This is a genomic window from Burkholderia sp. MS389, assembly GCF_016899425.1.
Taxonomy (GTDB): domain Bacteria; phylum Pseudomonadota; class Gammaproteobacteria; order Burkholderiales; family Burkholderiaceae; genus Burkholderia; species Burkholderia sola.
Map to the genome: position 1 here is coordinate 2552517 of NZ_CP045995.1, position 14899 is coordinate 2567415.

The following is a 14899-nucleotide window of genomic DNA, read 5'->3' on the forward strand; positions in this document are numbered from 1 at the left end:
GACGGCCCGATGAACACGTTCCGTCAACAACGAAAGCCACTGATCCAATGAAGAACTCCTCCAAAGCCACCCTGTTCGGTTGCGGCCTGCTCGTGACGCTGCTGTCCGGCTGCGCCACGGTGCCGAATACCGACATGAAACCCGAAGCGCGTCAGAACCTGCATTCGATCGCGATGCTCGACGTCATCGAGCCGAAGCGTGTCGCGGTCGTCAATTTCGGCGGCGCGGCGGGCGGGTTCGGGCTGATCGGCGCGCTCGCGCAAGGCGCCGTCAACGCAAGCCATACGAGCACCTATACGGATCACGTCGCGGCCGGCAAGATCGTGTTCGCGCCGGACATTGCAGAAGGCGTGGCGGGCCGCCTCACCGGCAACGGCTATCAGGTCGTGAAGCTGGACGGCCAGAAGGTGAAGCTCGCCGATGACGGCAAGTCGGACGACTACTCGGCGATCCAGACCGACGCGGACGCGATCATGAACGTGTGGTTCACGTCGTTCGGTTATATCTCGCCGCCCAACCAGCTCGACTACGTCCCGTGGGTCGTCATCCGCGCGCGCATTCTCGACGCGAAGACGAAGCAGGACCTCTATTACAAGACGTTCGCGTGCGGCTACGACATCAAGGCGAACAGCGTCCACGTCGACAGCGATTTTGCCTACAAGTACGGCAGCTTCAGCGATCTCGAGAAGAATTTCGACAAGTCGGTGGAAGGGATCAAGTCGTGCGAGAAGTTGGTCGCGGACCTGATCGGTCGGGATCTGGCACGTACGCCGGCGCCGGCCACTGCTGCTGCTTCGACGGCATTGACGACGACTGCGGCCACCGCGACGGCCACGGCATCGAAATAACGTTGACGCGCCTGCAGGATCGTCGCGATACGCGTTCCGAATCCGGCAGTGCTTGAAGAAAAAGCGGGAAGGGAAGGACTGCACGCAGCCGGGCGGTTGTCACACCGCCCGGCCGCTCGCGAAAGCGACGGGCTTACTTGTCGCTATCGCCCTTGATCTGCGGCAGCGCCGACGCTTCACCCGGCGTCAGCAGCCCGACTTGCGAATACACGCGCAGCTTGTCGCGCGTATCGGTGATGTCGAGATTGCGCATCGTCAGCTGGCCGATACGATCGCGCGGCGAGAACGTCGACGCCACCTTCTCCATCGACAGGCGTTCCGGCTGATACGTGAGGTTCGGCGACTTCGTGCTGAGAATCGAGTAGTCATTGCCGCGGCGCAGTTCGATCTTCACTTCGCCGGTGATCGCGCGGGCGACCCAGCGTTGCGCGGTTTCGCGCAGCATGATCGCCTGCGGGTCGAACCAGCGGCCCTGGTACAGCAGGCGGCCGAGGCGGCGGCCGTTCTCGCGGTACTGCTCGATCGTGTCTTCGTTGTGGATGCCGGTGACGAGACGCTCGTACGCGATGTACAGCAGCGCGAGGCCCGGGGCTTCGTAGATGCCGCGGCTCTTCGCCTCGATGATGCGGTTCTCGATCTGGTCGCTCATGCCCAGGCCGTGGCGGCCGCCGATGCGGTTCGCTTCCAGCAGCAGCTCGACCTGATCCTTGAACTCGACGCCATTCAGCGCGACCGGCTGGCCGGCTTCGAAGCGCACCGTCACTTCTTCGGCGGCGATCTTCACGTCGTCGCGCCAGAACGCGACGCCCATGATCGGGTTCACGATCTTGATGCCGCTTTCGAGGCTTTCCAGATCCTTCGCTTCGTGCGTCGCGCCGAGCAGGTTCGAGTCGGTCGAATACGCCTTCTCGGCCGACATCTTGTACGCGAAGCCGGCCTGGTTCATGAATTCGGACATTTCGGCGCGGCCGCCGAGCTCGTCGATGAACGTCTGGTCGAGCCACGGCTTGTAGATCTTCAGATCCGGGTTCACGAGCAGGCCGTAGCGGTAGAAGCGCTCGATGTCGTTGCCCTTGTACGTGCTGCCGTCGCCCCAGATGTTGACGCCGTCTTCCTTCATCGCGGCGACGAGCATCGTGCCCGTCACGGCGCGGCCGATCGGCGTGGTGTTGAAGTACGTGACGCCGGCGGTCGTGATGTGGAACGCGCCGCTTTGCAGCGCCGCGATGCCTTCGGCGACGAGCTGCGCGCGGCAGTCGATCAGGCGGGCGCCGGCTGCGCCGTATTCGATCGCGCGTTTCGGGATCGCGTCGTAATCGTCTTCGTCGGGCTGGCCGAGGTTCGCCGTGTATGCGTACGGGACGGCGCCCTTCAGTTTCATCCAGTGCAGCGCGGCGCTGGTGTCCAGGCCGCCGGAGAAGGCGATACCGACCTTCTGGCCGGTCGGGAGGCTTTCGAGAATCGTGCTCATAGGAATTACCGTGGATTGAAGCCGGTGGGATCGTATTTCGCGGAATATGCGAGTATCGGCTGTCCGGGAAGTTGGGGCAAGGGCTGATTTTGCTGCGGAACCGGCCTCGCGCCTGTCGCGGCGGGCCTGACGGGCGGTTAACCGGCTGGAGAACGCAAGGCTGGACGGCGTTGCATCGCTGCCGAAACGCGTGCTGAAGGGCCGGGCTGCGGCCGAATTTCAGGGCCGGATCGGCGGTCAGGCAGGGGTCGCCGTCGTCAGTGCGCACCCCTCCACACAGAAAGGCATATGAAAGACTGGCGCACGAAACCGGAACCTCAGATATTCCACGCCTGCGCGGTATCGAGCAGCCGCTCGCGCAACTGGTCGACTTCGCCGGCCAGCTTGGCCGTGATCGACACATAGCCGGACAACTGCGGCGGCGGCGCGTCGTGCGGCGGGTCGACCGGCCGGCGGCGCGGGGCGAGCCGGCTCGGCGTGCCGAACTTCAGCGCGCGGCTCGCGCCGACCAGCGTGTCGCGGATGCGCCGGTTCACGCCCTTCATCTCGACGCGCACGTATTCGCGGGCCGCCGCGTCGTCGGCGGCCGGCAGCGCGCTCGACAGGATCTCCAGATAACCGATGCACAGGCGCAGGCTGCGCTGGATCGCCTCGAGCTGCATGACCGGGATATCGCATTCCTTCGACACCGACGGCATCAGCGAACGCAACTGCACGAGCAGTGCGCTCAGCGCGGCCATTTCCTTCAGGTGCGCATCGTCGCTCACGTGGCGGTCGCCCGCGAGCCGCGCATGCACGGCCGCGCACGCACGCAGCGCGTCGGCGAGCTTGTAGCGCCACGAATAGGTCGCGTACAGCGGCAACGCGAACGAGAACGCCAGCGCGATCGCGATGCCGACCAGCACGTTCACAGCGCGCCACAGGCCGTCGACGATCTCGTTGTCGCCGTGCCCGGCGACGATCACCATCGTGATCGCCGACAGCAACGCGATGTAGCCGGCCTTGCCGATCGCGTGATACGCGCAGATACCGCACCCGACGGCCATCAGCAGGTAGATCGCGAACGGCGCGTGCAGGAACGAGTAGAGGAGGATCAGCCCGAGCCCCGCCAGTGCGCCGATCGACGTGCCGAGCGCGCGCTCGGCCGCCTTCTTGCGGATGTTGCCGTGATGCTGCAGCCCGCCGACGACGATCAGCACGGTGATCGTCGACCATTCGCCATGCGGCACGTTCAGCCCCGTGGACAGCGCGATCGACACGAGAATCGCGAGCGCGACGCGCGCCGCATGGATCAGCTTCGCGTGCCGGTAGCGGCGGTACGGGTCGAGCAGCGGGCGGAGCGCGTGGCGCACGAGCGGCGGCAGTCGGGTCGGGAGCGGGGCGGTCATGACGGAGCGGGAGTGGCGGGAACGCGCACGGCGGCGTGCGCGGGCCGGCGCCGCGCCGCATGCGCAGCTGACGTAACGCTAGCCGAACGCGCGCGGGCTGTCCACGGCGAGGCCGCCGGGCCGTGGCTGGGCGGCAGGCGGCCGCTTCGTGTCACGCGGCCTGCCGGATCACATCGCGTCAAGCGTCGGCCGCACTCGATTGCGCGTCCAGCACGCGGTTGCGGCCGCCGGATTTCGCGCGGTACAGCGCTTCGTCGGCGCGCCGCAGCAGCGCCGCGGCGTTCGTCCGGCCGTCGGCGGCGGTTGCGGTGCCGATGCTGGCCGTGACGCGCCCGTACGGGCTCTTTACGTGTTCGATGTCGAGCCCCGCGATCGCGCGCCGGATGCCCTCGGCGACGGTGGCCGCGCCCGGCGCGTCGGTGTCGGGCAGCGTGACGACGAACTCCTCGCCGCCGTAGCGCGCGACGTGGTCGCTGTCGCGGCGCAGGCTGCGCGTCAGCGATTGCGCGACCTGGCGCAGCACGTCGTCGCCGGCCGGGTGGCCGTAGTAGTCGTTGAACGCCTTGAAGTGGTCGACGTCGACGAACAGCACGGACAACGGGCGGCCGTTGCGCGACGCGCGCTGGGCCTCTTTCGCGAGCACCGTGTCGAACGTGCCGCGGTTGTCGAGGCCCGTCAGCGAATCGGTGTGCGCGAGCCGGTACAGCTTCGATTCGGCGTCCTGCCGGCGCTTCAGCTCGCGCGACAGCGCGAGCGAGCCCCACGCGATGAACGCCGTGAACAGGCTCATCAGCACGACGGTCCAGATCGCGCGATGGCGCCACGCCGCGTAGACGTCGATCTCGGCGGGCGCGACGTCGACGATCAGCGGCAGCCCGGCGAGATGCTTGTAAACATAGATGCGCCGCACGCCGTCGATGGCGCCGACACCGGTCAGCTCGCCGGCGCGGCCGCGCTGCGCGTCGATGAACAGCGGCGAATCGTGCAGGTCGAGGCCGACCACCCGCGTGTCGTAGGGCAGGCGCGACACGAGCGTGCCGTTGTCCTCGACGATCGCCGCGCTCCCGTGCCGGCCGACCGCGAGACCGTCGAGCAGCGCGCGGAAGTAGTCGATGCTGAGCGTGCCGACGACGATCCCGCCGAACGTGCCGTCGGGCCGGTTGATCCGGCGGCTCAGCGCGATCGTCAGCGCGCCGCCGCGCAGCCGCGACGCGTACGGCCGGCTGATGTAGAGGCCGGGGGCGAGCCGGTCGCGATGCACGGCGAAATAGTCGCGGTCGGCGAAATTGCCTTGCCGTGCGGGCGACACGCTCGAATCGATCGCGATATTACCGTGCGCATCCATCACGAAAATCGAGCCGAGATAGGCGCCGGTGGCCGCGCGGTCGAACAGCAGCCGGTGGCGCTGGCGCGGCGGCAAGGTCATCAGTTCCGGATCGGCCAGGCCGTCGACGACGTTTTGCAGCGACAAATCGTAGAGTTCGATATTGCGCGCGATATCGCGTTCGATCAGCAGCATCAGGTTGCGCGCATTTTCGACCGCATGGCCATACGCGTCGCGCCGTGCCTCGATTAATAGCGACGTGGAAAGTCCCCAACTGAACATCAGCAGGACGATGCCCGCCACGAGTACGCCGCGGGGCGACAGAATGCGTGCCACGATCGACGCGGTATGGCGGCGCAGCGTGGCGGGCAGCGGGAATGACTTCATCCTCGGGGGGCACGGGCGGCGGCTACTCGCGTCGTTGGCGGTTCCGCGCGCGGATTATTTCGAATTAAGCGTCATTATCCCGCGAATTCGTGCATTTCGCCCGCACATGCAAAACATGCATGCGGCGACGGCGATTCGAAACGGTTACGCATCATTACCTCATGGCGTGCGGGCGACTTGATTTGAATCAATTGGCAGTGTCGGCCTTTTTGTCTGATTAATCGCATAATCATCAGTCGATTTTGCCTATTGCCGCGGCATTTGGCGGATCGGGACAGGATTACAGGGTCTCCGAAGAATCGAAAATCGAATGACCCGATCGGAGTCGTGGTTTTTGCGACGTGTGGCGAAAGGGCGACGGCCGGCGCGGCCAACCCGTTGATTCCGCAAAATCTCCGGCATGGCGGTGGGCGGCGCGACCTCAGCTGTCCCCCTATCGAATCAGGTAGAATCCGCGCTTCGCCGCAGGCGCCCGCCGCGCAACGCGTATCGGGGCCGCATCGAATGCATCGCAGGACGCGCACCGCGCTCCGATTCCGCATGCGCCGGCTACGGATGCCGGCCCGCTCAACGTTCGTCTCGTTTATGTCCGCCATTCCGAATTCCGACCCACCCGGTTCGCCCGCGAACCCACCCAAGCTTCATCGCGCGCTGAAGGCGCGCCACCTGACGATGATCGCCATCGGCGGCTCGATCGGCACGGGCCTGTTCGTCGCGTCCGGCGCATCGATCTCCCAGGCCGGCCCCGGCGGCGCGATGGTCGCGTACATGCTGATCGGCCTGATGGTCTACTTCCTGATGACGAGCCTCGGCGAGATGGCCGCGTTCATGCCGGTGTCGGGTTCGTTCGCGACCTACGGCGCGAAATACGTCGACGAAGGCTTCGGCTTCGCGCTCGGCTGGAACTACTGGTACAACTGGGCGGTGACGATCGCGGTGGAGCTCGTCGCCGCGCAGCTCGTGATGCACTACTGGTTTCCGGACGTGCCGGGCGTGTGGTGGAGCGCGGCGTTCCTCGCCGTGATGTTCCTGCTCAATGCGCTCACCGTGCGCGGCTTCGGCGAGGCCGAATACTGGTTCGCGCTGATCAAGGTCGTCACGGTGGTCGCGTTCATCGGCGTTGGCCTGCTGATGATCTTCGGCATTCTGAAGGGCGCGCCGGCGAACGGCTGGGGCAATCTGACGATCGGTGACGCGCCGTTCGCGGGCGGCCTGCCGGCGCTGATGGGCGTCGCGATGATCGCGGGCTTCTCGTTCCAGGGCACCGAGCTGATCGGCGTCGCGGCCGGCGAATCGGAGCACCCGCGCACGACGATTCCGCGCGCGGTGCGCCAGGTGTTCTGGCGGATCCTGCTGTTCTACGTGTTCGCGATCTTCGTGATCGGCGTGCTGATTCCGTATACCGACCCGAACCTGCTGAAGACGGACGTGACCGACATCGGCGTGAGCCCGTTCACGCTCGTGTTCCGCCACGCCGGCCTCGCGTTCGCGGCCGGCGTGATGAACGCGGTGATCCTGACGGCCGTGCTGTCGGCCGGGAACTCGGGCATGTACGCGTCCACGCGGATGCTCTACAACCTCGCCACCGAAGGCCGCGCGCCGAAGGTGTTCGCGAAGCTGTCGCCGGGCGGCGTGCCGCGCAACGCACTGTACGCGACCACCGCCGTCGGCGCGCTGTGCTTCTTCACGTCGCTGTACGGCGACAAGACCGTGTACCTGTGGCTGCTGAACACGTCGGGGATGACGGGCTTCATCGCGTGGCTCGGCATCGCGGTCAGCCACTACCGGTTCCGCAAGGGGTACGTGAAGCAGGGTTATTCGCTCGACCAGTTGCCGTACCAGTCGAAGTGGTTCCCGTTCGGCCCGCTGTTCGCGTTCGTGCTGTGCCTCGTGATCGCGCTCGGCCAGGATTACCAGGCGTTCCTCGCGAACCGGATCGACTGGGCCGGCGTGACCGCGACCTATGTCGGCATTCCGCTGTTCGTGGTCGTGTGGCTCGGCTTCCGGCTCCTGAAGAAGAGCCGGTTCGTACGCTACGAGGACATGGAGATCGCGCCGTGGATCGCCGCGAATCGCGGCGCGCAGCGGCAGCCGGTGGCGAACCGCGAAACCGCGGGCTGACGCCGGCGCGGCAGGCAGCCGCGCGATGGCGACGAAACGGGAAGCCGCGCGCCTTCCCGTTTTTTTTGCCCGGCTTTTGCCTGCGCGGGGTCAAAGCCGGTTATATTGCCCGACCCTACCGGGCCGCGGCCCGGCCGGCGCGACAGGCGCGGCGCGGATCGGCATCCGGCGCGCGCGGCGCGCGGCGGCCGGCGAGATGCCCGGCGTTTTCATCGCTCCAGCCGGGCCGGCATGGCCCGCGGAGCGCGCAACCCAGAGGAATTCATGAGCGCATCACCCGCCGAGCGGAAGGCCGGACCCGTTTCCATCGTGCGAATCGAAGCCGCGATCAACGCGTGGCGCGAAGTGTATCCGCCGGCGCCGGACGGCGAGGACGGCTACGCGCTCGACGCCGGCAGCAACTGCCTGGCCGAGCTGTACGGCACGATGATCTGCTATCAGTTGCCCGACGTGCCGCTCGACACGCTGAGTAACGAGCAGCGCGACGCGCTGTATGCGACCGAGGTGTGATGCGGTGCGCACGATGCCGCGGCGCGGCGTCGGTGAACGAACGGGAAGCCTCGCGGCTTCCCGTTTTGCTTTGCGCGGCCCCTGACGTCGCCGCCAGCACGACGCTGCTCGAGCCGGGATCGGCGCTGGCTGAGGTATCGTGACGGGATCGGCAAGCAGGCGATCGAGGAGGCCGGTACGGATAGCCGGCAAGGGTGAGCGGTGCGGGCGCTGCCCGCGCGGTGCCGGATGAGCGTCCGTCGCCTGTCCCGGGAGGATTCGAACATGGAGTTGAGACACCTCCGCTACTTCGTCGCGGTGGCCGAAGAGCGGAATTTCACGCGGGCGGCGGAACGGCTGCACATCGCGCAGCCGCCGCTGAGCCGGCAGATCCAGCAGCTCGAGGAAGCGCTCGGCGTGCCGCTGTTCGAGCGCACCGCGCGGCCGCTGAAGCTGACCGATGCCGGACGCTTCTTCTATTCGCACGCGGTGCAGTTGCTCGCGCAGACCACCGAACTCGAATCGATGACGAAGCGGGTCGGCAAGATCGAGCGCAGCATGTCGGTCGGTTTCGTCGGCTCGACGCTGTACGGGATGCTGCCGAAGATCATCCGGCGCTTTCGCAGCGAATATCCGGCCGTCGAATTGAGCCTGCACGAGATGTCGACGATGGACCAGATCAAGGCGCTGAAGGAAGGGCGCATCGACGTCGGGTTCGGGCGCATCCGCCACGAGGATCCGAGCGTGCGGCGCGTCGTGCTGCGCGAGGAGAGGATGATCGTCGCGCTGCCGGTCGGCCACGTGCTCGACAGCGCGAAGCCCGTGCTGTCGCTGCACGATCTCGTCAACGACACGCTGATCATCTTTCCGAAGGCGCCGCGCCCGAGCTACGCGGACCAGGTGCTCGCGGCCTTCCACGATCGCGCGCTGCAACCGCGCAGGATCTACGAGACGCGTGAACTGCAGATCGCGCTTGGCCTCGTCGCGATGGGCGAGGGCGTGTCGGTCGTGCCGCACAGCGTGTACGGGCTCAAGCGCGACGACATCAGCTACAAGCCGCTCGACGATCCGAACCTCGTGTCGCCGATCATCATGAGCATGCGGATGCTGGACGAGTCGGAGGACATTCGCGCGATGCAGGCGCTGATCTACCGGCTGTACGACGAAGCGCAGATGGAGTATCTGCCGCCGCAGCCCGAATGAACGCGCGGCCGATAGGGGCTTGCTTGACGCTGCGCGCGCCGGCAGGCCACCATGTCCGGATTCGATGCGGCCGCCGACGGGCGGCCGCTTTCATGCAGACGACCGACACATGACCGATATCGTGACCGAGGAGATGACCGTCGAGACGCCGCAAGGGCGTCTCTTTGCGAAACGCTGGGGTGCGGGGCCGGTGCGGCACGCGGCCGCGCCTGGGCCGGCCGCACCTGGGCCGGCCGCACCGATCGTGCTGCTGCACGATTCGCTCGGCTGCGTCGATCTGTGGCGCGATTTCCCCGCGCAACTCGCCAGCGCGACGCAACGCGACGTGATCGCATACGACCGTCTTGGTTTCGGCCGTTCGGATCGTCATCCCGGGGTACTCGCCACGACGTTCGTGCGCGACGAGGCCGATCATGCGTTCGTCGCGGTGCTGGATCGACTCGGCGTCGATACGTTCGTCGCGTTCGGACACAGCGTCGGCGGCGGGATGGCGGTCGGCTGCGCGGCCGCGCAGCCGGCGCGTTGCCGCGCGCTCGTGACGGTCGCCGCGCAGGCGTTCGTCGAGGATCGCACGCTGGCCGGCATTCGCGACGCCGGGCGGCAGTTCGACGAGCCGGGGCAGCTCGACCGGCTCGCGCGCTATCACGGCGACAAGGCCGAATGGGTGCTGCGCGCGTGGGTCGACACGTGGTTGTCGCCGGCGTTTCGCGACTGGACTCTCGACGACGACCTGCCGCGCGTGCAGTGCGCGACGCTCGCGATTCACGGCGAGGACGACGAATACGGGTCCGACGTGCATCCGAAGCGGATCGCCGCGCGCGTCGCGGGGCCGTCGTCGTTCCTGTTGCTCGCCCGCTGCGGACACATGCCGCACCGCGAGCGGACGGACGACGTGCTGGCCGCCGTCGCGACGTTGCTGCGCGACGCGGGCGCCTGAACGCGCTCGACGTCGCCAGCGGGCGTATGCCCGCTGGCCGTCAGAACGAAAGCTGGATCCCGAGATCGATCGCCAGCAGCACGATCGACAGGCCGATGCCGAGAATCACGTTCGGCAACCGGTGCTCGAAATCGCGATGATCCTTGCGCATCGCCGCGCCGAGCAGGAAGATCGCCTCGACGACGATCTGCAGCCCGACGAACAGCAGCATCAGCAGATACTCGTAGCCCATCTGCTTGAACGCGACGAACTGCATCCCGTGATCGCGGATCCATTGGCCGACGCGCAGCAGTTCGTAGACGAACAGCAACGCGGGGAACAGGTAACTGATGAAGTAGGTCGGCGCGGTGGCGTGCCGTAGTTCGAGGTGGAAGTGCTGATGCGTGGTGGCCATCACAACCCTCCTTGCAACGCATGATTGCGGTCGCGACGGCGGCGCGTGTCGCGTGCAAACTAGGGGATTGCCCGATGCACAGTGCGCAGCCGTACCGCATCAGCATACTGCTGCGCGGGAAATTTGGCATGCGAAGTGTGCGTTCGTTGTAACAATGTGTGCGCGATGCGCGACGCGTTGGCGGCCTCCCGCTGGCCGTTGCGCTGCGTTGCATGGCGCCGCGACGTCCTTCCGGGCGTTTGTGCATGCGTCACCGTTTCGCTTCCGCGCCTTCGATAAACAGCTTCGCGACCGACTGAAACTCCCGTTTCAGCGACAGCCCCGGCACGGTCAGCCAGCGCAGCATCGCCGCGAGATACAGGTGATGGAACCAGGTCGCGAGCTGATCGGCCTGCAGCGTGCGGTCCAGTTCGCCGGTCTGCTGGCCGGCTGCGATCAGTTGCTGCCACACCAGCGCGATGTCGCTGCCGTTCTCTCCCGCGCGCTCCGGTTCGGCTGCGCCAATGCTCAGGAAGCGGTGCCGCAGGTACGCAAGCAGATACACCGGATGTTGTTCGCACCACGCGGCCGACGCGTCGAGCACGCAGCCGATGCGCGACGCAAAGGTCTTGCGCCGCGCGACGTCCTGCTGCAGATGCGCGAGATCGCGCGCGAGTTCGCCCTCGAGCCAGTGCGCGAGCACGGCTTCCTTCGTCGGAAAGTGGTTGTACAGCGTGCGCTTCGCGACGTCGGCCTGCGCGGCGATCTGCTCCATCGTGACGGCATCGTAGCCGTGCGCGTCGAACAGGCGCGCGCCGGTCGCGGCGAGATGCGCGAGCATCTGGATGCGTTTGCGCGCGCGGCGGCCCGGATCGTCGGTCGGAATCGTCATGGCGGGGTTGACTGAAAGTGTACGGATTGCATTAGTATACGACGTGCACTTTTTTGAATCCAACCTTTTCCGCCATGCACGGGGAGCCCCGCATGAAACTCGTCATCGCCACCTACGGCACCGAAGGCGACACGCGCCCGCTCGCGGCGCTCGGTCGCGCATTGATGGATGCCGGCCATGACGTCCGGTTGCTCGCCGACGCGGTGACGCTCGGGTCGGCCGCCGCGCTCGGCGTGCCGTCGGCGCCGCTGTCCGGCGATATCCGTCGCGCGATTGCGCCGGAAGGCGTGTTGGCCGGTGCGGTGCGCGGGCGCGGCGGCTTCGCCGATACGTCGAAGGCGCTCGCGGCGATCGCGAATGCGAACACGGCCGCGTGGATGCGCGAAGTGGCGGACGCGTCGGCCGGCTGCGACGCGCTGCTCGTGTCGGGACTCGCGTCGTTCGTCGGGTTGTCGGTCGCCGAATATCGCCGCATCCCGGCGATTGGCGCGGGCATGATCCCGATCACGCCCACTGCCGAATTCGCGTCGCCGTTCCTGCCGCCGGGCAAGTTGCCGCGCGGGCTGAATCGCGCGACCCATCGGCTCGTGAATGCGCTGCTGTGGCAGGCGTTCAGGAAGTCGACCAATGCCGCGCGCGCCAGCGTAGGCGGATTGCCGCCGCGCAAGCGCGTGTGGACCGATCATCCGATGCTGTATGGCGTGTCGCCCGTGCTGCTGTCCGATCCGGCCGACTGGCCGGCGAACGTGCAAGCCTGTGGCCAGTGGCGAATCGATGCGCGTGCGTGGGCGCCGCCGCCCGAACTCGCGGCGTTTCTCGACGCGGGCGAGCCGCCCGTGTACGTCGGTTTCGGCAGCATGGCCGGCTTCGATCGCGCGGCGATGGCCGCGGCGCTGACGCAGGCGCTGGCCGGCCGGCGCGCGCTGCTTTATCCGGGCTGGAGCGGCATCGATGCGTCGCTGCTGCCGGCGCACGTTCGCGTGATCGGCGACACGCCGCACGACTGGCTGTTCCCGCGCGTCGCGATGGCGATCCATCACGGCGGCTCGGGCACCACGCATTCGGCCGCACGGGCCGGTATTCCGTCGGTGGTCGTGCCGTTCGCGGGCGATCAGTTCTTCTGGGCGAACCGGCTGCAACGGCTCGGCGTCGCGGATGCGCCGGTGCCGGGCCGGCGCATGGAGGCTGCGGCGCTGGCGCGGGCCATCGTGTTTGCCGAACGGGATGAGACGAAGGCGCGTGCGACGGAACTCGGTACGCTCATCGCGCAAGAAGACGGCTTGAAGCGGGCGGTCAGTGCGATCGAACGATGGGCGCAACCGCGCGCGCGGTAAGCCCGCGCGTCGGCATCAGAAATGCCCGGTGAACCGATAGCGGCTGCCCGGGTGCCACAGATTGGCGACCGACGCGACCAGCCCCTGCGACCACGTGCGCCGATGCAGCAGCAGGCACGGCTCGCGATCGTCCATCGTCAGGTGGCGGCGCGTGTCGGCATCGGGCATCGCGGCCTCGATCCGGTATTCGACGCGCTGCAGCGGCGCGACGCGCGTCAGGTACTGGTTCGGCGTCGTCGCCGTGAAGTCCTGCAACGCGTATTCGGGCGCGCAGGCCGGATTGACCCAGCGTTCCTCGAGTTGCACGGGCGTGTCGTTCTCGAAGTGCAGCACGCGAGAATGGAAGATCGGGCTGCCGGTGTCGAGTTGCAGTTCGTCGGCGAGCTTCGCATCGGCGACGGCCGCGCCGACCAGCAGCACCTGCGCGCGATAGCCGTGGCCGCGCGCGGCGACTTCGTCGGAAATGCTGCGGATCGCGACGAGCGTCGATTCGTATTTCGGCGACGCGACGTACGTGCCGGAGCCGCGCGTGCGCGTGAGCACCTGTTCGGCGGTCAGCTCGCGCAGCGCGCGGTTGACGGTCATCCGAGCGACGTTGAATTCGCGCGCGAGCTCGTTCTCCGACGGCACCTGGTCGCCTTCCGCCCATTCGCCGGCATGAATGCGCGCGAGGATGAAGTCCTTGATTTCCTGATAGATCGGTGTGGTCATGGGATCACGATTCAGAGTCGGCAGCGGGCCGCCGCCGAATGCCGGTCCGGCGCGCGCCCGGCGCCGAGTGTACCGGTTTCGCGAGCGCGCCGGCCCGGATTCCCCGAATGATCCCTGTTCGGCCGGCGCGCGTCCATGCGGGATTGCACAGAGCGGCCGGCCAGTCGACGGCCCGCGCGCGGTCAGAACCGATGCCGGATGCCGATCGTTGCGACTACCTGCGTGCGGGTCGACGAAGCCGCGACCCCCGTGACGTTCGCGAACCCGAGCGTCGCGTCCGACGGCACGCCGAACTGGTGCTGGTACACGGTTTCCGCATACACGTCGGTGCGCTTGCTCAGCGCGTAGTCGGCCATCAGCGTCACCTGGTGCCACTTCGGCCGGTGGCTGCCGGTGGCGTCGTCGTAGCGGCCGTCGGTGAACGTATAGGCGCCCGCGAACGAGACGGCCGGCGTCAGCGCATAGCGCGCGTTGAGTTCGTAGTTGTCGAAGCGCAGCGCATTCAGCGCGCCGGGCAGCGACGACGCGGCCGTCTCGTCGAACATCGTATGCGTCCACAACGCGCCGATCGTCAGCCGGTCGAACGCGTAGCTGCCGCCGGCGCCCATCACGCGCTGCCGGACGGCCGGGAAGTTCGGCGCGTCGTTCGTCGACAATGCGCCGCCGGTCGTCAGGCCGCCGCGGTTGAGTTGCAGGTACGCGGCGCCGAGATTGACCGGCCCGTTCGCATATGACACGCCCGCGCTGTATGCGCGGTTGTTCGCGAAGCCGCCGGCCGCGTTGCCGAACCCGTACAGGCCGCCGAACTGCCAGCCGGCGAGCGTCGGGCTCGTGTATTTCACCGCGTTGTCGATGTAGAACGAATCGTCGAGGTTGTCGTTGTCGAACGGATGCGATGCGAGGTTGTTGCCGTCGCCGTTGTTCGCCATCGCGAGCGGGCCGAGATAGTCGACCACGGCGTCGTACTGGCGGCCGAGCGTTAGCGTGCCGTACCGGTCGCTCTGCAGGCCGACGTACGCACGGCGGCCGAATATCGTATTTCGATAGGACTGCGTGCCGTTGTTCAGGTTGAAGCCGCTTTCGAGTCGAAACAGCGCATGCAGACCGCCGCCGAGATCCTCGTTGCCGCTCAGCCCGAAGACCGTGTTCGACAGCAGCCCGCTGCCTTGCTGCCACGCGCTTTTGCCCGACTGGTTGTTCGTATAGGCGATACCGGCATCCAGCATCCCGTAGAGCGTGACGCTGCTTTGCGCATGCGCGGCGGCGCCGATGAATGCGAACGACAGGGTACCGACGACTGCTTTCTTCATTGTGTGTATTTCCTGGAAAGGCCCGTTGCGACGGGAACGGCGACCCGTCACGCGTGCCCGTGCGAACACGCGTGTGCGAATCGATGAAAGGGGAGCGCGTGACGCGTGTTC

General features: G+C 67.1%; 13 protein-coding genes. 6 read left to right on the forward strand and 7 right to left on the reverse strand.

What is annotated here, in order from left to right:
- Window positions 1-47: 47 nt before the first annotated feature.
- A complete protein-coding gene (locus tag GJG85_RS27840; protein ID WP_124631231.1) occupies window positions 48-848 on the forward strand; it encodes a hypothetical protein in 801 nt (266 codons plus the stop codon).
- A 133-nt stretch (window positions 849-981) separates the two neighbouring features.
- On the opposite strand, the gene argG is transcribed toward GJG85_RS27840, so the two are convergent.
- The 3 genes from argG to GJG85_RS27855 form a co-directional block, all read right to left on the reverse strand.
- Window positions 982-2319, reverse strand: coding sequence for an argininosuccinate synthase (gene argG, locus GJG85_RS27845; RefSeq protein WP_050018060.1), 1338 nt, complete (start codon window positions 2317-2319; stop codon window positions 982-984).
- 317 nt (window positions 2320-2636) lie between these two features.
- On the reverse strand, window positions 2637-3707 hold the full coding sequence (locus GJG85_RS27850; RefSeq protein ID WP_050018061.1) for an FUSC family protein: 1071 nt from the start codon (window positions 3705-3707) through the stop codon (window positions 2637-2639).
- A 178-nt stretch (window positions 3708-3885) separates the two neighbouring features.
- On the reverse strand, window positions 3886-5418 hold the full coding sequence (locus GJG85_RS27855; protein WP_089489076.1) for a sensor domain-containing diguanylate cyclase: 1533 nt from the start codon (window positions 5416-5418) through the stop codon (window positions 3886-3888).
- A 585-nt stretch (window positions 5419-6003) separates the two neighbouring features.
- On the opposite strand from GJG85_RS27855, the gene GJG85_RS27860 reads away from it, so the two are divergent.
- The 4 genes from GJG85_RS27860 to GJG85_RS27875 all read left to right on the forward strand — a co-directional run bounded on the left by GJG85_RS27860 (window position 6004) and on the right by GJG85_RS27875 (window position 10168).
- Window positions 6004-7539, forward strand: coding sequence for an amino acid permease (locus GJG85_RS27860; protein WP_124595218.1), 1536 nt, complete (start codon window positions 6004-6006; stop codon window positions 7537-7539).
- Window positions 7540-7803: 264 nt separating this feature from the next.
- Window positions 7804-8049 (forward strand): DUF3717 domain-containing protein, encoded by a 246-nt coding sequence (locus GJG85_RS27865; RefSeq protein WP_047901546.1) that lies wholly within the window; start codon window positions 7804-7806, stop codon window positions 8047-8049.
- Between the two features lie 264 nt (window positions 8050-8313).
- Entirely contained in the window at window positions 8314-9231 is a 918-nt protein-coding gene (locus GJG85_RS27870; RefSeq protein ID WP_050018064.1) for a LysR family transcriptional regulator, read from the forward strand.
- 109 nt (window positions 9232-9340) lie between these two features.
- Complete coding sequence (locus GJG85_RS27875; RefSeq protein ID WP_089489077.1) at window positions 9341-10168, forward strand: alpha/beta hydrolase; 828 nt, start codon at window positions 9341-9343, stop codon at window positions 10166-10168.
- A 40-nt stretch (window positions 10169-10208) separates the two neighbouring features.
- Here GJG85_RS27875 and GJG85_RS27880 read toward each other — a convergent pair whose 3' ends face one another.
- Both GJG85_RS27880 and GJG85_RS27885 read right to left on the reverse strand, forming a co-directional pair.
- A complete protein-coding gene (locus GJG85_RS27880; protein WP_124631237.1) occupies window positions 10209-10562 on the reverse strand; it encodes a hypothetical protein in 354 nt (117 codons plus the stop codon).
- A 250-nt stretch (window positions 10563-10812) separates the two neighbouring features.
- Window positions 10813-11433: a TetR/AcrR family transcriptional regulator gene (locus tag GJG85_RS27885; protein WP_089489078.1), complete on the reverse strand. Its 621-nt coding sequence runs from the start codon at window positions 11431-11433 to the stop codon at window positions 10813-10815.
- Between the two features lie 92 nt (window positions 11434-11525).
- Here GJG85_RS27885 and GJG85_RS27890 point away from each other — a divergent pair, with 92 nt between their 5' ends.
- Window positions 11526-12767 carry a glycosyltransferase gene (locus tag GJG85_RS27890; RefSeq protein WP_204384101.1) on the forward strand — a complete coding sequence of 414 codons (1242 nt, stop codon included), beginning with the start codon at window positions 11526-11528 and terminating at the stop codon, window positions 12765-12767.
- A gap of 15 nt (window positions 12768-12782) precedes the next feature.
- Here the strand turns inward: GJG85_RS27890 and hutC are convergent, their stop codons facing one another.
- The gene (hutC, locus tag GJG85_RS27895) at window positions 12783-13478 is read right to left on the reverse strand and encodes a histidine utilization repressor (RefSeq protein WP_050018069.1); all 696 of its coding nucleotides are present in this window, start codon (window positions 13476-13478) and stop codon (window positions 12783-12785) included.
- 182 nt (window positions 13479-13660) lie between these two features.
- The gene (locus GJG85_RS27900) at window positions 13661-14788 is read right to left on the reverse strand and encodes a porin (RefSeq protein WP_124554509.1); all 1128 of its coding nucleotides are present in this window, start codon (window positions 14786-14788) and stop codon (window positions 13661-13663) included.
- Window positions 14789-14899: the final 111 nt, after the last annotated feature.